General features: G+C 70.2%; 19 protein-coding genes. 7 read left to right on the forward strand and 12 right to left on the reverse strand.

What is annotated here, in order from left to right:
* Positions 1-16: 16 nt before the first annotated feature.
* The gene (locus tag FB471_RS25740) at positions 17-790 is read right to left on the reverse strand and encodes an SGNH/GDSL hydrolase family protein (protein WP_142000912.1); all 774 of its coding nucleotides are present in this window, start codon (positions 788-790) and stop codon (positions 17-19) included.
* A 111-nt stretch (positions 791-901) separates the two neighbouring features.
* Between FB471_RS25740 and FB471_RS25745 the strand changes: the two genes are divergently transcribed.
* Positions 902-1,570, forward strand: a complete 669-nt coding sequence (locus FB471_RS25745) for an MOSC domain-containing protein (RefSeq protein ID WP_142002481.1) — start codon at positions 902-904, stop codon at positions 1,568-1,570.
* A 214-nt stretch (positions 1,571-1,784) separates the two neighbouring features.
* Here FB471_RS25745 and FB471_RS25750 read toward each other — a convergent pair whose 3' ends face one another.
* Together FB471_RS25750 and FB471_RS25755 are read right to left on the reverse strand one after the other, a co-directional pair.
* On the reverse strand, positions 1,785-3,365 hold the full coding sequence (locus FB471_RS25750; protein ID WP_142002483.1) for a beta-N-acetylhexosaminidase: 1,581 nt from the start codon (positions 3,363-3,365) through the stop codon (positions 1,785-1,787).
* Between the two features lie 241 nt (positions 3,366-3,606).
* The gene (locus FB471_RS25755) at positions 3,607-4,671 is read right to left on the reverse strand and encodes an aldo/keto reductase (protein ID WP_142000913.1); all 1,065 of its coding nucleotides are present in this window, start codon (positions 4,669-4,671) and stop codon (positions 3,607-3,609) included.
* A gap of 116 nt (positions 4,672-4,787) precedes the next feature.
* On the opposite strand from FB471_RS25755, the gene FB471_RS25760 reads away from it, so the two are divergent.
* Positions 4,788-5,621 (forward strand): helix-turn-helix transcriptional regulator, encoded by an 834-nt coding sequence (locus FB471_RS25760; RefSeq protein WP_142000914.1) that lies wholly within the window; start codon positions 4,788-4,790, stop codon positions 5,619-5,621.
* A 113-nt stretch (positions 5,622-5,734) separates the two neighbouring features.
* Here the strand turns inward: FB471_RS25760 and FB471_RS25765 are convergent, their stop codons facing one another.
* From FB471_RS25765 to FB471_RS35330, 3 genes are read right to left on the reverse strand one after another with little or no spacing between them, the layout of a single operon-like run.
* The gene (locus FB471_RS25765; protein WP_142000915.1) at positions 5,735-6,103 is read right to left on the reverse strand and encodes a hypothetical protein; all 369 of its coding nucleotides are present in this window, start codon (positions 6,101-6,103) and stop codon (positions 5,735-5,737) included.
* Complete coding sequence (locus FB471_RS25770; protein WP_142000916.1) at positions 6,100-7,794, reverse strand: hypothetical protein; 1,695 nt, start codon at positions 7,792-7,794, stop codon at positions 6,100-6,102. Before FB471_RS25770 ends, FB471_RS25765 begins: the two co-directional genes overlap by 4 nt.
* Positions 7,795-7,806: 12 nt before the next feature.
* Positions 7,807-8,463, reverse strand: a complete 657-nt coding sequence (locus FB471_RS35330; protein ID WP_246076588.1) for a hypothetical protein — start codon at positions 8,461-8,463, stop codon at positions 7,807-7,809.
* Between the two features lie 94 nt (positions 8,464-8,557).
* Here FB471_RS35330 and FB471_RS25780 point away from each other — a divergent pair, with 94 nt between their 5' ends.
* Together FB471_RS25780 and FB471_RS25785 are read left to right on the forward strand one after the other, a co-directional pair.
* On the forward strand, positions 8,558-9,079 hold the full coding sequence (locus tag FB471_RS25780) for a hypothetical protein (protein ID WP_142000917.1): 522 nt from the start codon (positions 8,558-8,560) through the stop codon (positions 9,077-9,079).
* A 123-nt stretch (positions 9,080-9,202) separates the two neighbouring features.
* Positions 9,203-10,918, forward strand: a complete 1,716-nt coding sequence (locus tag FB471_RS25785; protein WP_142000918.1) for a serine/threonine-protein kinase — start codon at positions 9,203-9,205, stop codon at positions 10,916-10,918.
* A gap of 142 nt (positions 10,919-11,060) precedes the next feature.
* Here FB471_RS25785 and FB471_RS25790 read toward each other — a convergent pair whose 3' ends face one another.
* A complete protein-coding gene (locus tag FB471_RS25790; protein ID WP_211358144.1) occupies positions 11,061-12,635 on the reverse strand; it encodes a dolichyl-phosphate-mannose--protein mannosyltransferase in 1,575 nt (524 codons plus the stop codon).
* Between the two features lie 89 nt (positions 12,636-12,724).
* On the opposite strand from FB471_RS25790, the gene rsmI reads away from it, so the two are divergent.
* Positions 12,725-13,582, forward strand: a complete 858-nt coding sequence (gene rsmI / locus FB471_RS25795; protein WP_142000919.1) for a 16S rRNA (cytidine(1402)-2'-O)-methyltransferase — start codon at positions 12,725-12,727, stop codon at positions 13,580-13,582.
* A 10-nt stretch (positions 13,583-13,592) separates the two neighbouring features.
* Here rsmI and FB471_RS25800 read toward each other — a convergent pair whose 3' ends face one another.
* From FB471_RS25800 to FB471_RS25820, 5 genes are all read right to left on the reverse strand, one after another.
* On the reverse strand, positions 13,593-14,909 hold the full coding sequence (locus tag FB471_RS25800; RefSeq protein WP_142000920.1) for an aminodeoxychorismate synthase component I: 1,317 nt from the start codon (positions 14,907-14,909) through the stop codon (positions 13,593-13,595).
* 63 nt (positions 14,910-14,972) lie between these two features.
* A complete protein-coding gene (locus FB471_RS25805) occupies positions 14,973-15,554 on the reverse strand; it encodes a GH25 family lysozyme (RefSeq protein ID WP_142000921.1) in 582 nt (193 codons plus the stop codon).
* A gap of 120 nt (positions 15,555-15,674) precedes the next feature.
* A complete protein-coding gene (locus FB471_RS25810; protein WP_142000922.1) occupies positions 15,675-16,442 on the reverse strand; it encodes an ABC transporter permease in 768 nt (255 codons plus the stop codon).
* Positions 16,432-17,430, reverse strand: coding sequence for an ATP-binding cassette domain-containing protein (locus tag FB471_RS25815; RefSeq protein WP_142000923.1), 999 nt, complete (start codon positions 17,428-17,430; stop codon positions 16,432-16,434). Before FB471_RS25815 ends, FB471_RS25810 begins: the two co-directional genes overlap by 11 nt.
* 80 nt (positions 17,431-17,510) lie before the next feature.
* Positions 17,511-18,104, reverse strand: coding sequence for a PadR family transcriptional regulator (locus tag FB471_RS25820; RefSeq protein WP_142000924.1), 594 nt, complete (start codon positions 18,102-18,104; stop codon positions 17,511-17,513).
* 51 nt (positions 18,105-18,155) lie between these two features.
* Here FB471_RS25820 and metG point away from each other — a divergent pair, with 51 nt between their 5' ends.
* Positions 18,156-19,952, forward strand: a complete 1,797-nt coding sequence (gene metG, locus FB471_RS25825) for a methionine--tRNA ligase (RefSeq protein WP_142000925.1) — start codon at positions 18,156-18,158, stop codon at positions 19,950-19,952.
* Positions 19,939-20,784 carry a TatD family hydrolase gene (locus FB471_RS25830; RefSeq protein WP_170220941.1) on the forward strand — a complete coding sequence of 282 codons (846 nt, stop codon included), beginning with the start codon at positions 19,939-19,941 and terminating at the stop codon, positions 20,782-20,784. Before metG ends, FB471_RS25830 begins: the two co-directional genes overlap by 14 nt.
* Positions 20,785-20,836 lie beyond the last annotated feature (52 nt).

The raw sequence follows: 20,836 nt of genomic DNA on the forward strand, positions 1-20,836 counted from the left end.
GCTGCTCGCGCCCGGCTCACCGGGTCGTGACCGGCAGCAGTTCGGGGCGCTTGGGTAGGAAGCCGTCGCCGGGGGACCGGCCGATGATCCGGTTGCGCAGCCGGGTCCGGGCCGCGGGCAGTACCTCGCGCAGCAGCCAGTCGGCCTGCGCACGCGGCCCTGGCCTGGCGGGTGCGCCGGCCAGCGGGTCCAGCCACGGTCGCGCGTAGGGCAGGCCGAGGCGGTCCAGCACGTGCGCGGCCACCCGCCGGTGCCCGTGCTCGCCGAGGTGCAGCCGGTCCCGGCCGAAGTACCGCAGGTCCCTGGCCGCCTGGTCCGGCCACAGGTCCACCAGTATCGCACCGTAGGTCCCGGCGGCGGCGCGAATGGCCTCGTTGAGTGCCTCGATGCGCGGGCGCAGCCGCCGGCCGAACGGCATCCGGTCGGAGATGTCGCTGAGTGTAAAGGTGACCACGGTGGGTGCGGAGTCGGCCAGCCTGCGCACCGCGGTGTCCACCCGTGCGGCCACGGTGGTCGCGTTCCAGCCAGGGGTCAGCACGTCGTTGCCACCACCGAACAGGGCGGCCAGGTCGGGGCGCAGCCGCTCGGCGTCCGGGAGCTGCTCGGTACTGATCTGGTCCAGCCTGCGACCCCGCACGGCGAGGTTGGCGTAACGAACGGCCCGGTTGTGTTCGGCGAGCCCGTCCGCGACCAGGTCGGCCCAGCCCCGGTACTGCCCGCCGCCCGGGTAGGGGTCGTCCAGCCCCTCGGCGCAACTGTCCCCGACCACGACGAACCGTTCGTAGCTCATTCAGGATTCCTTCACCGCTGATTCACCAGGTAGCTACTGTTTAGCAAATCCCGAGCGAGGGGTCCACGTCCCGAACAGAACGAACGATCGTGCTATAACGTCGCCGTGGAGCTGACCGTTTCCGGTGTTTACACCGGTGAGCCCAGCGTGCTCGGTACCCGGCGGGACGGGGACGTGTACAGCGCGATCAGCAAGGCCAGGGTCATCGAACCGGAGATCGGGTTGGGCCCCGCCAACCTGGACGGCGATCGGCAGGCCGACCAGCGCGTGCACGGCGGGCCGGACAAGGCCGTGTACGCCTATCCCGTCGAGCACTACCGTGCCTGGGCGGCGAACGGTTTCGCGCTGGAGGCCGGTTCGGTGGGGGAGAACCTCTCGATCGCCGGTGCGGACGAGCAGCGGGTGCGGATCGGCGACGTGTGGGAGTGGGGCACCGCGCTGCTGCGGGTGAGCCAGCCGCGCACCCCCTGCTACAAGCTCGGCATGAAAGCCGGGCGTAAGGACGTGCTCACCGCGATGATCGACTCCGGGCGTTGCGGCTGGTACCTGGGCGTGGTTCGCCCCGGCCTGGTACCCACCTCGGGCCCGATCCGGCTGGTGGAGCGGGACCTGAGCAGCCCCACCGTCGCCGAGGTCTTCCTGCTCACCTTCGCCTCCCCGGCCACGCTGGACGAGCCGCGCGGGCAGGCCTGTCGCGAGCTCGCCGAACGGGTGCTCGCGGCGCCCTGGCTCGCCGAGCGGTACCGCGCCACGCTGCGCAGGAAACTCGGCGGCGAATGACCGGAAACGGACCGAAAAAGGGCTGTGTCTTATTCCATAGTCGGGCTATTCAGATCCGCAGTATGCCTCGCCAGCGTCGTGGCCTGCAACGACCGCTCGCACGGGCCTGGCGGCCCGCGGTCGCTGGGTCGTTCTGAACAGCCCTCCTGGGCCACCTCGACTCGGGGATCGAGGTGGCCCAGTTACTCGGCGGATTCCTACTTCCGCACGGCGATCACTTCCAGGGCACCAGTGGCGAGCGGTAGAAGTTGACGCCCCGCAGTTCCCAGCGCGGACCGTGCGCGGCGAGCCGCTCCCGGAACGACTCCCAGTCGTGCGTGGCCCGTGGCGACCAGCCGTTCTCCGCGATGGCCGGAAGCCGGGGGAACGCCATGAACTCGATGTCGTCGAGCGTGCGCAGGGTCTCCGACCACAGCGGAGCCTCGACACCGAGAACCGCGCTCTCCGGCACATCCTTGATGTGCGTGCCGGGATCCCAGTCGTAGGCGTCGTCCACCTCGGTGAAGCCGGCCCAGCTCAGACCCAACTCGGTGTTCTCGTCGTACTTCATGTCCAGGTACGCCTTGGTGGCGGGGGAGAGCAGGATCTTGTTGCCCCGCGCGGCGGCCTCGGCCACATCGGCGTCCTCACCATCGGTGTCCCAGAACTGCGGCACCGCCGAGGTCGGCGGGTCCACCTGGGCGATCTCGTCCCAGCCGGAGATCCTCTTGCCGTACTTGCCGACCATCGGCAGCACCCGGTCCATGAAGGTGCGGTACTCCTCGTCGGTGGTGGCGTGTGCCTCGTCGCCACCGATGTGCAGGTACGGCCCCGGGGTCATCGCGGCGACCTCGCGGATCACGTCCTCCACGAACTCGTAGGTGATCTCCTTGTCGATGCACAGCGAGCTGTAGCCGACCTCGATGTCCGTCCGCGGCGGCGGTGCGACGCCGTCGCAGTTCAGTTCGGCGTAGGTGGACAGCGCGGCGTTCGTGTGCCCCGGCATGTCGATCTCCGGGACGATGGTGACGTGCCGCGCGGCGGCGTAGCGGTTCAGCTCGGCGTACTCGGCCTTGGTCAGGTAGCCGCCGCCTTCCCCGTCCACCCCGGTGCCCGGGCCACCGCCGACCGTGGTGAGCTCGGGCCAGCTGTCGATCTGGATCCGCCAGCCCTGGTCGTCGGTGAGGTGCAGGTGCAGGTAGTTCACCTTGTACGCGGCGATCTCGTCGATGTATGCCTTGACCTCGTCCACGTCGTGGAAGTGGCGGGCGAGGTCGAGCATCGCGCCGCGGTAGCCGAACCGCGGGTAGTCCAGGATGCTGCCGCCGGGAACGGTCCAGATCCGCCGCTGCGGCTCGTTCGCCTCGATCTGGGCCGGGAGCAACTGGCGCAGGGTCTGCACACCGGCGAACAGCCCGTCGCCGGTGTTCGCCCGGATCCGCACGCCCTTGCGCGTGACATCGAGCTGGTAACCCTGCTCACCGACGCGCTCGTCGGCCTTCCCCAGTGACAGCGAGATGTTCGGCAGGAACGAGTGCCGGGTCGAGACGACCGGGAGCGGATACCCGGTGGCCGGTCGCAGCTGCTCGGCGAGGTACTTGCCGACCTGCTTGGCCTCCGCGGACCCCGGCTGGGTACGGATGAACGTGAACGGGCTGAGCCAGAACTTCTCCTTCGGGTCGGGCTCGGCTTCGACCGGCGCCGGGATCACCTTGTCGAAACCGTGCTGGCCGCCGCTCGGCACCGCCGGTTCGGCGGCTGCCGTCCCGGCGGACATGCCCACCGCGGGCAGGCAGAGCACCGCCGCGGCAAGCATGGTGGTCAAGGGCTTGCGCTTGCGCACAGGACACCTCCGATGGGTCGACATATGCGACCCGTAAAGGTATAGACCAATACTTTCGTCCTAGTCATCCACCGTTCGGAGTAGCTACCCGGGGGAATCCGCTGGTTACCGGGTGCCGCGTAGCGTCGACCGAAGCGCGTCCAGCATGCCGGGATCCTCGATGGTGGAGGCTACCGGCTCGTCGTTGCCGTCGGCGATCCCGCTCGGTGGGGTATCAGCGGCGGGTTTCGATCTTCAGGTCGCCCGCGGTCACAGTGCGTATGTGGTCACTGGCGAGCAGGTCGTGCGGGTAGCCAAGGTCGATCGCACTGACCGTGTCGAGGCGGGCCAGTTGATCGGCGGTGAAGTCGATCTCCAGGGCGCCCAGATTCCCCGCAAGCTGCTCGGGGGTGCGAGCGCCGATGACGGGTGCCGTCACGCCCGGGTTCCGCAGGGTCCAGGCCAGCCCGACCTGGGCGGGTGTGCGTCCCACCTCCGCGGCGACCTCCCGCACGACGTCGGCGATGGTGAGGGTGCGTTCGGTGACCATGCCCAAGCCGGCGTTGAAGCTCTTGCGGTTGCTTTCACCGGAGTCAGTGCTCGTCGCGGTCAGGTCGGCGCGGCTGTACTTGCCGGAAAGCACGCCGCCGCCCAGCGGTGAGTACGGGGTCACCCCCAGCCCCATCGCCCGTGCCATCGGGATCAGGTCACGTTCTCCGCCCCGGTTGATAAGGCTGTATTCGATCTGCAGCGCGACCAGCGGCGACCAGCCGCGCAGGTCGGCGATCGCCTGCATGCGCGAGATCTCCCAGGCCGGAGCGTTGGACATCGCCACGTACAGGACCTTGCCCTGCCGGACCAGGTCGTCCAGGCCGCGCAGGATCTCCTCGACCGGTGTCGTGAAGTCCCACACGTGCAGGAAGAGCAGATCGATGTAGTCCGTGTTCAGCTGCCGCAGGCTGGTCTCCACCGACGCGAGGAGGCTCTTGCGGTGAGCGCCCCCGGAGTTCGGGTCGCCGGGCCGGCGCAGCGTCGTGTATTTCGTCGCCAGCACCAGGCTCTCGCGGTGGTCGCGGGTGAATTCGCCCAGCATGCGCTCGGAGCTGCCGCCTGTGTAGGTGCTGGCGGTGTCGATGAAGTTGCCGCCGCGCTCGACGTAGGTGTCGAACAGCTTGCGCGCATCGTCCTGCTCGGCGCCCCAGCCCCACTCGGTGCCGAAGGTCGCCGTGCCCAGCGCCAGCGGTGAGACCCGCAGCCCGGAGCGGCCCAGCAGCCGGTAGGTGTCGAGGGTGAGCGACATCGTGTCCTCCTGTGTTCGTGATCGTCGTCGAGCACCAGCCTGCGACCACCGTGAGCCAGGGGTAAGGGAAGGAAGTTCCTGGGAACACCAGTCCTACCCTGGCTGTTGGACCGAACATGATGACCCGCAGCGTGGACACGACACAGGAGTTGGCCGCGTTCCTGCGGACCCGGCGCGAACGCCTGGATCCGCAGGATTTCGGCCTGCCGTCGCGTCGCCAGTCCCGGCGGACCCCGGGATTGCGCCGCGAAGAGGTCGCCGAGCTGGCCGGGGTCAGCATCGATTACATCGTGCGGTTGGAACAGGCCCGCGGGCTGCGGCCCTCAGCGGAGGTGGTGGAGGCGCTGGCCCGGGCGCTGCGCCTGGTCCCCGACGAGCGCGCCTACCTCTTCGACCTGACACAGCAGCGACCCTGTAACACCGACAAGCTCGCCACCACTGCGGCGCCCTCGCTGGCCCGGCTGGTCGCCGACCTGTCGCCACTGCCGGCCATGCTGATGAACCACCGCTACGACATCCTGGCCTGGAACGGCGAAATGGCGAGGCTGCTCCTGGATTTCGACGACCTGCCGGTGTCGCAGCGCAATGCGATGTGGTTATGCCTGATGCGTCCGGAGATGCGCGATTTCTATGTCGACCGCGAACGCGTCGTGCGGGAAGGGGTCGCCCACCTGCGCGCCGCGTGGGCCGCGCATCCGGAGGATCAGGCGTTGACCGACCTCATCGCCGAATTCATCACTCGTGACCAGGAATTCGCGCGATTGTGGGACGAGCGAGACGTCAGGGTCAACGGCCGGGGGCGCAAGGTGATGCGGCATCCTGACGTCGGTTCGATCGCAGTGCATTTCGAAACGCTTACGCCATTGCAAGATCCGGACCAGGTGTTGGTGATCTACCGCGCCGCGGATGATGAGAGCCAGTCGGCATTGGACCGGTTGCCCGCACGGTGATGTCGAACCACCATGCCACCGAGGACCGTGGTAAGGGCAGGACCGTGCGTCGCGCGAGCTGGGTCACGCCCGCCGAGGGCACAGTCACCCATGGCTCCATGACGTCCCGCGGATCAGCCAGGTCCGAACAACTGATTCAACTGCTCGCTGATCCGCACCACCGGCTCGCCTGCCTGGCTGACCTGGGTGAGCAGGCCCTTGACCCGCTCCCACCTGCTCAGCACGGCCGCGGGCTCGACGGCCTCGCCCGCCCGCGCCGCGCGCACGTCCTCGGCGAGCCCCTCCAGGTGCCGCTCGATGTCCTGCTGCCCGGCCTGCTCGGCCCGCAGCCGGTCGAGCAGGGTCAGCAGCTCCGCGGACGTCTGGTGGACCGTGGCCCCGCTCATCGGTCCGTGGGTGGTGCCGCCGACGTTGACGGCGCCGTAGTTGTTCCCGGTGATGTTGATCTGGTACCCGGGATTGGCCGGGTTGTCCGAGGTCATGGGATTCGCTCCTTACCGGCGGTCGCCCCGCTCATCGGCCCGTGGGTGGTGCCACCGGCGTTGAAGGCGCCGTAGTTGGTGCCGTGGATGTTCACCGAGTTGTGCACCACCGTGGACACCTGGCGTTCGAACTCGGCCGGGGAGTAGCCGGCGTCCCGCATCAGCGCGATGATCGCGGGGAGCAGCCTGCTTTCCATGATCTTGTCGTACCGCTCGATGTCCAGTAACTGGAAGTAGTTCTGTACCTCCGGGGCGGCGGCCAACTCGCGCAGGCTGTGCAGCGAGCCGTACCGGTCGGCGACCAGCACGCTCGGATCGTGCGGCAGCGGCCGGATCCAGCTCAGCGTGTGCCGCAGCCGGGCGAGGATGGTCACCGGGAGCTTGAGCCAGCGCAGCAGGCCCTGCCCGACCGGGACCAGCGAGTTGCGTGCCATCGTGTCGATCGCCTGGTACTCCGGTTTGATCGGCGGCAGCACGCAGGGTGTCCACTCCAGGTACAGGGTGCTGGGATCCACCGCCGCGTGGAGGTGCATCGACATCACCAGGTCGCGGTCCCAGGTCTCCACCCGGAAGCGAAGGTAGTAGCGAGCCCACTCGCGGGGCTGCGTCCGCAGCGGGTCGACCTCCTCGGCAGGCAGCCGGTCGGCAGGCGGGGCGTCGAGTCGCGGGAGGTAACTCCGGGCGACCGGGTTGTTCACGTTGTCGATCAGCTCGTCCGACGAGGCGAACACGACCCCGGTGCTCCGCAGCTCGCGCAGCCTGCGGTCGGGGGAGAGCGCCGTGCTCTCGGGCAGCACCGCCATCGCCTCGCGTACCCGCTGGTACAGCAGCTCGGTGCTCAGCTCCTCGAACGGCGAGCCGTCCGGCTTGGTGTCCTCGGGGAGCTTCTCCAGCGGTACGGCGACCGACCACGGATGGCGCGCGTGGCCCGCACCGACGAACGGGTCGAACCCGCGGTACACCACCAGCGGTGCGCCCGGGGTGGCACTGCCCGCGGGCGCCTCCTCCTGGTACCGGCGTACCTGGTGGAGGAATCGCGGCGGGCTGATCCCGAACAGCGGCCGCTCGGTCGCGAACGGGTCGGCGGGCCGCCTGCCTGCCAGCCTGCCGAACCACACGGTCACCAGCCGCCAGACGACCATCCGGTCGGCGACCAGCACCGCCGGCATCAGCACCAGGGTCACCAACCCGATCACGTCCCAGGTGTCGGTGATCCAGTAGTCGAACGCCACGCCCGCTTCCATCTCCTCGGCGAACTCCAGCAGGGTGTCGGTGAGCGAGACCGCCAGCACGACAGCGAGCAGGGCGAACACGATCAGCACCCGGGTCGTGCGTGCCGCGACGCTGCGGTCGCCGCGCTTGCCGCGGACCATGGCGGGCAGGCAGATCAGCACGGCCAGCAGTACCCACGTTCCCAGCAGGCCGACGCCGCCGGAGAGCAGGAACAGCAGCATCAGCACGGCGAGCACGCCGTCCCGCAGCTTGCGCCGGGTCCGCGCGGCGACCGCCTCGGCCAGTACCGAGGCCGCGTGCACGCCTGGTGACGGCGGTACCGGACGGGTGGGTTCCACCAGGAACTCACGGATGGCGCCGTCGGCGTAGTCGGAGTCCAGGTGCGCGGCCGCGCACAGGTACCGCGTGGTGTCGTCCCGCCCCGGCTCGGCCGGTACCTGGGCATTCCACTGGGTCATGCTGCTCCTCGGTCAGGGGCGCGAGTGCTCGATCATCGCGGTGAGGATCGGTTCGGTGTCCGGCCAGTCCCGTACCCGGGAGGCGGCGTAGACGAAGTACTCGATCCCGCCGGTGCGCCAGTACATCGAGCGGGTGTGCCTGCGGCCCTCCGGCGCGTCCCACTCGAACTCCCAGACGACGGCGGGGAAACCACGCAGGGTGGTCTCGTTCAGCTCGAGTAGTCGGTAGCCCTCCCGCTGCTCGGACACCTGCCGCTCGTAGTCGGTGTGCCACTCCAGGATCCCGGCGGCGGGATGCGCGGCGCCGCCGTAGCGCAGGGTCCTGGTGCCGTCCTCGGGGTCGGCGGCCTGCACGGCGCCCGGACCGCTCAGTGGCTCGGTCGGCCAGCCCCGTGGAACGACCGTGCTGAATCCGTTCGGGCCGGGGGTGCGCTCCAGGCCGGCGGGCACGCCCGTGGTCGTGGTGTTCGTCGTGGTGGGGGGCGTGGTGCCGGGGACGGTGGCGGACTCGGTGGTCCCCGGGGTGCGGATGGGGAGCGCGGTCCCCGTCCGCACCTCCCCTGGTGCGGAGACCACGAGCAGGGTGGTTCCGACCGCGGCGCAGACGGTCAGGTTGGCGACCGCGGCGACCAGGGCGAGCCGACTGGAACTCCACTGTCCCCCAGGCACCGGATTCCTCCCGCGCGGCAGGCGTTCGTGTTGAATCGGGCACACAACGTAGCATCTACCCCGGGTAGGGCGAGGGTGTTTCGGGAGGATCGAGATGCGGGATCCGGGTACGGGCGGCGAGGTGCCGCCCGCGGTGGCCGAGCTGGAACGCGAGCTGGCCGCGGACCCGGAGAACGCGGAGATCCGGCGGCGGCTTGCCGCCGCCTTGGAGGCGTTCGCCGTCGAGGCGCGCAGCCTGACCAGGGACGAGGTCCGGGTGATCACCAGCGGGCGGCAGCGGCAGGCCTGCTGGTACGCGGCCACCCGGATGCTGCGGGTGGCGCCGGAGGATCCGCGGCTGGTAGCCATGGCCGGGGACCTGCTCGCCGAGATCGAGGCCGGTGGCCGGTGGGTCTGGCGGAAGCCGGGCGTGGCGGGAACGCTCGCCACGGTACTGTCGATCCTCGGACTGCTGGCGGTGGTCCTCGGCGCACTGGCCGAGAGCGTCGTGCTGGTCGTGGTGGCCGCCGTGTTCAGCAGCGTGGCGTTGGCCGGTGTGGTGCTGTACTACCGGCGGGAGCGCTGGCGTGTGGAGGCCGAGCGGGCACTGCCGGTGGTGTGGCAACCGGGCCTGTGATCCGCCGGTTGCGAACGGGTGGCGAAGCCGACGGGCGGGCAACCTCGCCGGGATGCCAACCGACATACTTGGTGACGGCCGCCCGACCGGGCGCGCGCACGGGACACGACGAAGGAGCGAGGGGTGGAGTCATTCGCTAGCTCGTTGTTGTCCCTGGCGCACGAGCTGTTCGGACCGGGATTCTGCCCTGGTGACTGGGTGTGGGCCACCAGCACCGCCGGTGCCCTGATCGCCCTGTTCCCCGTGCTCGGCGCGGTGCTCGTCGCGCTGATCCGCAAGGGCACCGGCAACCGCTACGACGCGGTGGTGGTCTCGGTGATCGGCGCCGTCGGCGTCGTCTCGGTGTTCCTGCTGCCGTGGCTGCTGGCCAACGGGGTGTCCGGCGTGTACCGGGCGGTCAACGCGGGCGGCACCGGCGGGCTCTCCGGGCCCGAGCGGTCGACGATGACCACCGAGTACTGCTTCGTCGGGGCGCAGTCGAGCTACCTCGGCGGTGGGCAGAACGTGTACGAGACCCTGTTCTACCCCTCCGCCGGCGCGCTGGCCTACGGCTACTACCTCGGCGCGCTGGTCGGTTTGCCGCTGCTGTCCCTGCTGTTCGTCAAGCTGCAGGCGCGCTCGGCGCTGCGGCGTGGCCCGGGTTGGCCCGGCCGGTTCTTCTGGATCTCTTTCATCGCGCTGGTCCTGTTCACCGCAGGGGTCGAGGCCAACACGGCCGTGCACCTGTGGCTCGGGTTCCTGCCGGTCAGCGTGCTGGGCATCATCCCGGTGTCGCTGGTGGGACCGCCGAGCCGGTCGGTGCTGCAACGTTCGGAGCGCAAGCCGGAGCCGCGCCGGGAACCGGACCCGCCGCCCTATGTCCCCCCTGCGGAACAGCAGCGGCAGCCGCCCCCGCCACCGGACAAGCAGTACCCGGCGACCTCGGTCGCGCCCGCGCAGGAGTCGGCCGGCGCGCTGGCCGCCGTGCCCGGGCCGGTCCCGGTGCCGCCGGGGTCCGGCCAGGCGGGCAGCAGCAGGTACCGCAGGCTGCGCAGGCTCGGCCACGGTGGGTTCGGCACCGTGTGGCAGGCGGTGGACAACCAGCTCGGCCGCACGGTGGCGTTGAAGATCGCGCATGCCCCGGATCCGGATACCGAGGAGCGGATGCAGCGCGAGGCGCGTGCCCTGGCCACCATCAACCACCCGAACTGTGTCCGGGTGTACGACCTGGTGGAGGAGCCGGACGGGCTGGCGCTGGTGATGGAGTACCTGGAGGGGCAGCCGCTCGGCGCCGTGGTGGACAACGGCGGCCCGCTGGACGACGTGGCCGCGGGCAGGCTGTGGGCCACCATGGCAGGCGCGCTGACCGCCGCGCACGAGAAGGGCGTGCTGCACCGCGACGTGAAGCCGTCCAACGTGATCCTGGATCCCGGCGGGCTGGCGCACCTGATCGACTTCGGGATCGCCCGCAGCAAGGGCGACTCCACGATGACGGCGACCGGGATGATGATCGGCACGCCGGATTTCGTGGCCCCGGAAGCCGCCGCGGGCGCGGCGGCCAGCCCCGCCTCGGACGCCTGGCAACTGGCCGCCACGGTCAGCTACGCGCTGTCCGGCTCACCCCCGCGGGGAACCCGCGAGACCCCGATGGCCGCGCTGATGGCCGCAGCCCGCGCCGAGCCGCCCGCGCAACTGCCCCGCCGCAGCGTGCACGCCAAGCTGCTGATGGCCTCCCTCGACCCGCAACCGCGCAACCGACCCACGTTGAACGCCGTGCGCAAGGAGGTCGAGGGCTGGCTCTCCCGCAGCGGCGCCGCCCCGGACGGCCCGGTCACCCGCCTGGTCCCCCGCGTCCGCTGACACACCCAGCATCCGCGCGCAGGCGGCCAACTCGCCCGCGTGGGGAGCAAACACGCCGGGGCCGGGCGTGTTTGCTGCTCACGTAACCGTGTTGGCCATTCATGTAGGCGAGTTTGCTGTTTGCGTACGGTCAACAAGCGGGTCAGCGCCAGGAAGGGAGCCAGAGTTCGGACTGCCAGCGTTCGTTGGTGATCGAGTCGCCGTTCAGGATGGGCCACAGCCAGACGAAGTTGGCCACCACCAGGCCGACGTAGAGGGCCACCACGAGCAGGCCGGTTCCTCTTCGTTCGAAACCGCTCGCCGCTCGCCCGAGGATGTGTCCCAGCCCGAGGGTCAGCCCGAGGATCAGGAACGGCGCGAGCGGGGCGGCGTAGAAGAAGTACATCTGCCGGTCGAGGTTGACGAACCAGGGCAGCAGGCCGGCGAAGTACGCGGTGAGCACGGCGGCGTAACGCCAGTCCGCGCGGAACACCGACCGCCACAGGCCCCAGCCCAGCACCGGCAGCGCGAGCCACCACATGGCCGGGGTGCCGATCAGCATCGTCGCCCGCACGCAGTTCGTCTGTCCGCACCCCGCGGCCGCGTCGCCCGACTCGTAGTAGTACAGCATCGGGCGCAGCCCCATCGGCCAGGTCCACGGCTTGGACTCCCAGGGGTGCGGGTCGCCGTCCGGGGTGGCGAGCCCTTCGTGGAAGTCCAGCACGGCGAAGGTGTACGACACCAGCGAGCGCAGCGCGTCCGGCACGAAACCGAACGGCCCGCCGCCCTCGTTGTGGATCTGCACGTAGTTGCGGTCGGTGGCGGTCTCGCTGGCGAACCAGGCCCACCAGCTACTCAGGTAGACCAGCACCGCGATCGCCCCGATGCCCCACAGCGCGGGCGCGAGGTCCCTGCGCAGCACGCCGACCCACGGGCGCCGCACCCCGGCCGCCCGCCGCGCGGCGATATCGAAGGCGACGCACAGCAGGCCGAAGGCCAGCACGTAGTACGCCCCCGACCACTTGACCGCCGTGGCCAGGCCGAGCAGCACCCCGGCACCGAACCGCCACCAGCGGAAACCGAGCCGCGGGCCGTAGGGCGTTTCGTCGATCCAGCCGTGCCGCACCGCGACCGCGAGCCGTTCCCGCACCTGCTCGCGATCCATCAGCAGGCAGCCGAACGCGCCGAGGACGAACACGACGAGGAAGATGTCCAGCATCCCCATCCGCGACTGCAGGTGCAGCACGCCATCGCAGATCACCAGGATGCCCGCGATCCCGCCGAGCAGGGTGGAGCGGGTGAGCCTGCGGGCGATCCGGATGGTCAGCAGGATGATCACCGTGCCGGCGATGGCCGCGCTGAACCGCCATCCCCACCCGTTGTAGCCGAACAGCCACTCCCCGATGGCGATGAGCTGCTTGGCCAGCGGCGGGTGCACCACCAGCTCGTAGCCCGCGTTGTCCTCGTAGCCGCCGTTGCGCAGCATCTGCCACGCCTGCGGTACGTAGTGCTTCTCGTCGAAGACCGGGGTGCCCTTGTCGGTGGGGACCCCGAGGTTCTGCAGCCGGACGAAGCCGCCGATGACGACCAGCACCAGCGTCAGCACGAGCGCGCGTACCCGGTCGCCGGGCATGGGCCTGCCGAGCAGCGCCGTCTCCCGATCGGTCGGCGGCTGTCCCGGCCGCCCCTGCTCCGGATATGGACCGTCCCCGGACGGTCGGGTCAGCAGCGCGGTCACGGGAGACGATCCTAAAGGCGACGATGTGAGTTCGTCGTCCGCGCCGCCGGTTACGCTGGGCCGGAGTCGAGACCAGCAGGGGGTTCGGGATGGCCAGCAGTGCGGCCGGGGGCCGATTGGTGCTGGCCGCGACCCCGCTGGGGGATCCGCGGGACGCCTCGGCCCGGCTGCTGGACGCGCTGGCCGAGGCGGAGGTGATCGCCGCGGAGGACACCAGGAAGCTGCGCGCACTGACCACCGCGCTCGAGGTCACCCCGCGTGGCCGGGTGATCAGCTTCTACGAGGACGTCGAGACCGCGCGGCTGCCGCGGCTGCTCGACGCGCTGCGCGCCGGCGAGACCGTGCTGCTGGTGACCGACGCCGGGATGCCGAGCGTCTCCGACCCCGGCTACCGGCTGGTGGCCGCCTGCGTCGCCGAGGATCTGCCGATCAGCTGCCTACCCGGCCCGTCCGCGGTGACCACCGCGCTGGCGCTGTCCGGGCTGGCCGCCGACCGGTTCTGCTTCGAGGGGTTCGCGCCACGCAAACCGGGGGAGCGGGGCCGGTGGCTGCGCGAGCTGGCTGGCGAGCGGCGGACCACGGTGTTCTTCGAATCCCCGCACCGGCTGGCCGGCACCCTCGCCGACGCCGTGGAGGCGCTCGGCCCGCGGCGCGCGGCCGCCGTGTGCCGCGAGCTGACCAAGACGCACGAGGAGGTCCGCCGCGGCACCCTCGGCGAGCTGGCCGAGTGGACCAGCTCGTCGAAGGTGCGCGGCGAGATCACCGTCGTACTGGCCGGGGCCGAGCCACCCGCGGCACCGGTGGCCGAGCTGGTCGACGAGGTGGCCGAACGGGCGGCGACCGGCGAGCGGCTGAAGGTCGCGGCCGCCGCGGTGGCCGAAGCCGCGGGCGTGTCCAAGAAGGAGCTGTACGACGCGGTGATCGCGCGCCGGGCCGGCGGCGGCTGACCGGCACCGGTCACGCGGGAACGCTGCGCGGGAAGGTGCGGGCGGCGAGCAACTGCTCGAGCGGGGCCGCCTTGTGCAGGCATTCCCGCCACTCGGCTGCCGGGTCGGAGTCGGCGGTGATGCCGCCCCCGACCCCGAGCTCGAGCCTTCCGGCGTGCAGCTCCAGCGTCCGGATGGCGACGTTCAGCTCCATCCCGGCCACCGGCGAGGCGAGCCCGATGGCACCGGTGTAGACACCGCGCGGCCGGTGCTCCAGCTCCGCGATGAGGTCGAGCGCGCGCAGCTTGGGCGCTCCGGTCACCGAACCGGGTGGGAACGTGGCCCGCAGCAGGTCCGCGTCGTCCACCTCACCCCGCAACTGTCCTTCCACTGTGGACTCAAGATGCCAGACCCCGGGTGCGGGCTTCACGGCGAGCAGTTCGGGTACCCGGACACTGCCCACCTGGCACACCCGGCCGAGATCGTTACGCACCAGGTCGGTGATCATCACGTTTTCCGCGACATCCTTTGTGGACTCCCGCAACCTCGCCGCGAGCGGGTCGTCGGCGGGACCCCTGCGGGGCAGGGTCCCCTTGATCGGCGTGGAGTGCACCCGGCTGCCCCCGCGGGCGAGGAAAAGCTCCGGCGACATCGAGGCCACCGCGCCCCATTCGCCCGCGAGGTAGGCCGCCCGGCGCGGCAGCAGGCCGCGCACGCCCTCCGCGAACAGCTCGGCGGGCCGTCCGTCGAAAGCACCGTCGAACCGGGTGCAGATGTTGGCCTGGAACAGCTCGCCGGCCCGGATCGCCTGAACGCATTCGGACACCGCGGCGTGGTGCCCTGCCGCGGCCGGGCGGCGCAACTCCACCGGCGTCCAACCCGCTCGCCGCGGTGGCGGCGCGGCAAGCAGTTCGTCGAGCTCGGTGGCGAGATCGGCGGGATCGGGCGCGCCCTCGGGGACCAGCGCCTCGAACCACCAGTGCGCGTCCGTGTCCTGGCGCAGGACATGATCGGCCCAACCCCAGACCGCTTTCGGCAGTGCGGATCCGGCCCCGGCCGGGTCGCTGAGCTGGTAGGAGAGATAGCCGAACCAGCCGCCGCCCACCGCGCCTGCGGGGTAGGTCCCCTTCGGCATCACGGGTTGCCGGGTCGGGATCGCGAAGGCCTGCTCGATCTCGTGCACCGGCGTGCCGCCCAGGGTGGGCGCGAGGATCGCGCGTGAGCCGAACCAGTCACCACACAGCGCCGCCGGTGCGGGCAGGCCGAGGGATCGGGCGCGCGCGTCCAGCGCCAGCAACGCCCGTTCCGGGGAGACCTCCGAGCGCAGCAACCTGCGCACCAACCGCATGTCGCCATTGTCGCCCCAGCACGCGGGGTTACCGGCCGCGCCCTCGTGCGTGTGGTGCGGCACTCACAGCAGCAGGTCGGCGAGGGTGAACGGGTAGACGACGGCGTCCCGGCCGGACTCGTGCTGGTGCAGGCTCAGTCTGGAGTGGAACCAACCCGGCCTGCCGGGAATACCGTTGTGCCGGGTGAGCCAGAGCATCACCTCGTCGTCCACCCACTTGGCGGGACGCAGCCGATGCAGCCAGTCCTCGTACTCCGCGTAGACCAGTACCCTGCGTAGCTGGCTCGCCCCGCGAACGGCCTTGATCCAGGACCGGATGAAGCGGTCGTCCACGGCCGCCACCCGGACGTCCAGCGCGGGCGCGAGGGCGCCGGGAGCGAACGCGCCAAGGGGTCGAGCCGTGCGCACGAAGTGTTCCGCCTGCTCGTTCGCCGCTCCGGGGCGGGCGAAGTGGCGTGCCCCGGTATGCATGCCGACCCGTTGTGCCAGGCCGAGTTGCTTGCAGGCCGCTGGATCGGTCCAGTTCATGCCCTCGGTGATCGTGATGCTGGCGAATCGGATCCCGGCGGCGCGCGCGGCTCCCCAGTCGCGCACGGTCTCGTGGTGCGACAGGTTGATCCCGCCCGCGGCGTCCTGTTCGTCCATGACCGGCGAGGCTAACCCGCCGGTCGCCTCCGACGTGGGACGACAAGGGGCAGGCGCGTCCGGCGGCATGCGGCCCGGGCAGGCGGTCGGTGCCCGCCCGGGCCGGTCGTCGGTGCGGTGTCAGGCGTTCTCGCGCTGGAAGGTGCGAGCGCCCCACAGCACGGCGAGTACGGTCATCGCCAGCAGTACGACTCCGCCGGTGAACAGCGTGTCCATGCTGAAGTCGCCGAGGAACACGCCGCGCTGCGCCTCCACCACGTGACTGAACGGGTTGATCCGCGAAATGGTGTAGAGCCAGTCGGGCGCCAGCCCGGTGGTGATCGGGATCAGGATTCCGGACAGCAGCAGCAAGGGCAGCAGGATGGCGTTCAGCAGCGCGGGGAAGGCCTCCTCGCTCTTGAGTCGCAGCGCGAGGGCGTAGGACGAGGACGCGAGGGTGATCGCCAGCAGGGCCACGATCACCAGGCTGAGCAACACCCCGCCGACCGGAGCGTTCAGCCCGAACGCGACGTAGGCCAGCACGATGAGCAGCGCGGCCTGGACGACAGCCTGGATCGCGTTCATCACGACCTTGCCCAACAACAGCGCGAGCCTGCTGACCGGCGTGACCCGCAGCCGCTCGACCACCCCGGTGCGGTAGTCGGCCAGCAGGGCGAAGCCGACGAACGAGCTGCCGAACAGCGCGATCATCACGATCAGCGCCGGGGTGAAGATCTGCCAGGCGTTGCCGGGCGGGAAGCCCGGCGTGTTCTGCACCATCTTCTCCATCAGCGGCCCGAACAGGACCAGGTACAGCAAGGGCTGCATGATCTGGATGATCAGCCAGGTCGGGTTGCGGGTGCTGAGGATCAGGTCCCTGCGGAAGATCAGCCAACTGTCACGCAACATGGGCGGCCTCCTCGGGCTCCGCGGCCTCGCCGGTGCGTTCCTCGGCATCGCGCAGGGTGCGGCCGGTCAGGGTGAGGAACACGTCGTCCAGGGTCGGGCGGTGCACCTGCATCGCGGTCATGCCGATATCGGCGGCGTCCAACGCCCTGAGCAGTTCCGGCATCGCGGTGTCCCCGCGCGGCACCCGGAACCGCACGGTGTCCTCGAGGCAGGTCACTTCGTGCGCGCCCTCGAGTCTCCCGGCGATCTCGGCGGCCGCGGCCACCGACTCCGCAGGCACGCCGATCTCGACCCCGTCGCCGGAGACCCGGGACTTCAGCGAGTTCGGGCTGCCCTCCGCCACGATCTCACCGTTGTCGATCACCAGGATGCGGTCGCACAGCGAATCGGCCTCGTCCAGGTAATGGGTGGTCAGGAACAACGTCACACCGTGCTCGGCGCGCAACCGCCGGATGTGCTCCCACAGGTTCGCCCTGCTCTGCGGATCGAGCCCGGTGGTCGGCTCGTCGAAGAAGACCAGCTTCGGATCGTGGATGAGCCCCAGTGCGATGTCCAGCCGGCGCCGCTGGCCGCCGGAGAGTGTCTTGGTGAGCCGGTGGTCCAGATTGGCGAGATCGAGCTGCTCGGTGAGCGTGGCGCCACGCCTGCGCGCGTCGGCCTTGCTCAGCCCGTACAGCATCCCCTGGAGCTCGATCTCCTCGGCCACCTTGTACTCCGGGGCGGTGCCGCCGCCCTGCGCGACGTACCCGATGCGCCTGCGTACGCCCACCGGATCCTTCCGCAGGTCGCAGCCGGCCACCGTCGCCTCGCCCGAGGTCGGGCGCAGCAGCGTGGTGAGCATGCGCAGGGTGGTGGTCTTGCCGGCGCCGTTCGGGCCGAGGAAGCCGAGGAGCTCGCCCTCGGCCACATCGAGGTCGACGCCCTTGACCGCGTCGACGGTGCGGCCGCGGGCGGCGAACCGCCTGGCGAGGCCGCGTGCCTTGATCATGGGATTCCCCTCTTCGGTAGTCAAACTTGACTAACTAGCGATGTCACTCTGCCGGGTCAGTCGTAGGTAGTCAAATTTGATTATTCGGCGCCACCGGGCTCGCCGAAGGCGTGGTCGGAGTCGTCGGCCAGCACGTACTCGCCGGCCCGCAACCGCTCGATGAGCTCTCGTAGCCAGCTCGCCCTGGCCTCGGCGGTGCGCTGCCACAGCCGGTACAGCTCGGTGACATGCGCGGGGTGCCCCCAGCTCGTGCCCTCCTCGAGTAGCAGCCGGGAGCTCTCCTCGTCGCCTTCCAGCCGGATCAGCTGCTGCTTGAGCAGGCCGATCAGCCGCTGCCTCGGCTGCGTGGTGAGCAGCACCAGCGCCGCGGGCAACTCGAACCCGGTCGCGCTGGGCCGGGCCAGCGCCTGCGCGATCAGGATCTGGAACTCGGCCTCGCCGGTCTCGGTGATCCGGTACGCCACCCGTTCCGGCCCTGACCCGCCCTGCTCGGTCTCCACCTGCTCGAGCAGGCCTTCGGTGGTCATCTTCTTCAGCGCGTGGTAGATCGACCCCGGCTGGATGTTGGCCCACTTGTCGGCGGACCAGGTCTGCAGCTCACGGCGCACCTGATAGCCGTGTGCCTTGCCGTACATCCGCACGACTCCGAGCACCAGCAGTCTGGTCGCGGACAACGATCCTCCCGAGATGAGATAGGCGAGACGCCCTCCGTAGGCTAAACAGCCATGAGCACCCCCGTGTTGACAGCGGTGGCCTGGCCCTATGCCAACGGCCCCCGGCACATCGGCCACGTCTCCGGTATCGGCGTCCCCTCGGACGTGTTCGCGCGGTACCAGCGAATGGCGGGCAACCGGGTGCTGATGGTCTCCGGCAGCGATGAGCACGGCACGCCGATCCTGGTGCAGGCCGACAAGGAGGGGCTCACCCCGCGGCAGACGGCCGACAAGTACCACCGGGTGATCGCCGAGGACCTGCGCGGGCTCGGCGTGACCTACGACCTCTACACCCGCACCACCACCGGCAACCACGAGCAGGTGGTGCAGGAGATCTTCCTTGCCCTGTACCGCAACGGCTACGTGGTGCCGAGAACGACGACCGGCGCGATCAGCCCGTCCACCGGCCGGACCCTGCCGGACCGCTACATCGAGGGCACCTGCCCGATCTGCGGCTACGACGGCGCCCGCGGCGACCAGTGCGACAACTGCGGCAACCAACTCGACGCCGCCGAGCTGATCAACCCGGTGTCCAGGGTCAACGGGGAGAAGCCGAAGTTCATCGAGACCGAGCACCTGTTCCTCGACCTGCCCGCGTTCACCGACTCGCTCGGCAAGTGGCTGGCCACCAGGACCGGCTGGCGGTCCAACGTCCTGAACTTCACCCGCAACCTGGTGGACGACATGCGCCCCCGGCCGATCACCCGCGATCTGGACTGGGGCGTGAAGATCCCGCTGGACGGCTGGCGGGACGAGCCGCTGAAGCGGTTCTACGTGTGGTTCGACGCGGTGATCGGGTACTTCTCGGCCAGTGTCGAATGGGCCCGCCGCAGCGGTGAGCCGGACGCCTGGCGGCAGTGGTGGAACGACCCGGAAGCCGAGCTCGTGTACTTCATGGGCAAGGACAACATCACCTTCCACGCCCAGATCTGGCCCGCGCTGCTGCTCGGGCACAACGGGCAGGGCGACAGGGGCGGCGAGCCGGGTCCCTACGACGCGCTGAACCTGCCGACCGAGATCGCCTCCAGCGAGTTCCTCACGATGAGCGGCTCGAAGTTCTCCACCTCCCGCGGGACGGTCATCTACCTGCACGACTTCCTGCGCGAGTTCGGCCCGGACACTCTGCGCTACTTCATCTCGGCGGCCGGCCCCGAGACCCAGGACGTGGACTTCACCTGGGACGAGTTCACCCGCCGGATCAACTTCGAGCTGGCCAACGAGTGGGGCAACCTGGTCAACCGGTCCATCTCGATGGCGCACAAGAACAACGGGGCGGTACCCCGGCCGCAGGTCCCGCGGGCCGCCGACGAGGAGCTGAAGGCGCTGTCCCGGCAGGCCTTCGAGACCGTCGGCGAGAACCTGCGCCGCTCCCGGTTCCGGGCCGGGATCGGCGAGGCCATGCGCGTGGTGTCGGCGGCCAACAAGTACCTCTCCGAGCAGGAGCCGTGGAAGCTGAAGGACGACCCCGAGCGTAGGGACACGGTGCTGCATACCGCGTTGCAGGTGGTCTCGGATGCCAACACCCTGCTCACGCCGTTCCTGCCGCATTCGGCGCAGAAGGTGCACGAGGCGATGGGCGGCACCGGGGTGTGGGCGGCGCAGCCGGAGCTGACCGACGCCGAGGACCTCGACGTACCCGGCCGGATCAACCCGATCCTCACCGGTGACTACACCGGCGAGCAGGCGCGCTGGGAGTCGATGCCGGTCGAGGTGGGCAGGCCACTGGCCAAGCCGAGCCCCCTGTTCGCCAAGCTGGACCCGAAGCTGGCCGAGACCGGACCGGAGTGGGCCCCCATTGTCCAAGCGTGAACAGTCCAAGCGTGAACTGCCGCCGATCCCGGAGACCCTTCCGGTACCGGCCGTCGACTCGCACACTCATCTGGACGCCTGCGGCGCGGCGACCGCCGCGGACGTCGCCGGGATGGCCGACCGGGCCGAGCGGGCCGGGATCGCCAGGATGGTGACCGTCGCGGACGACCTCACCGCGGCCCGCTGGGCCGTACGGGCGTCTACATGGGACGAACGAGTGTTCGCCGCGGTGGCGATACATCCCACGCGTACCAAGGATTTCGGCGAGACCGAGAAATCCGAAGTGGAACGACTGGCCGCCGAGGAGCGAGTGGTCGCCGTCGGGGAGACCGGCCTGGACTACTACTGGGACTACTCGCCGCCCGAGGCGCAGCGGGAGGCTTTTCGCTGGCATATCGACCTGGCCAAGCGGGTGGGCAAGCCGCTGATGATCCACGACCGGGACGCGCACGAGGACGTGCTGCGCGTCCTGGACGAGGAGGGCGCACCGGACGAGGTGATCTTCCACTGCTTCTCCGGGGACACCGGGATGGCCCGGCGGTGTGTCGACGCCGGCTGGGTCCTTTCCTTCGCGGGCACCGTGACCTTCCGCAACGCGCGGGAGCTGCACGAGGCGGCCAAGCTGGTTCCGGCCGACCAGTTCCTGGTGGAGACCGACGCGCCGTACCTCACCCCGCACCCGTTCCGCGGCAGGCCGGGGGAGCCGTACTGCGCCGCCTACACCGTGCGGGGCCTTGCCGAGCTGCGGGAACAGCCCGTCGAGGAGATCGCCGCCGCGGCGGACGCCAATGCCGATCGCGTGTTCCGCCTGCGCGCAGTCACGGTGGGTTGAACACATTGCGACATTCGAGCGAAGGCAAGCGGCCACCCGGTTGGGACAGTGA

This window comes from Amycolatopsis cihanbeyliensis (genome assembly GCF_006715045.1).
GTDB classification, from domain to species: domain Bacteria; phylum Actinomycetota; class Actinomycetes; order Mycobacteriales; family Pseudonocardiaceae; genus Amycolatopsis; species Amycolatopsis cihanbeyliensis.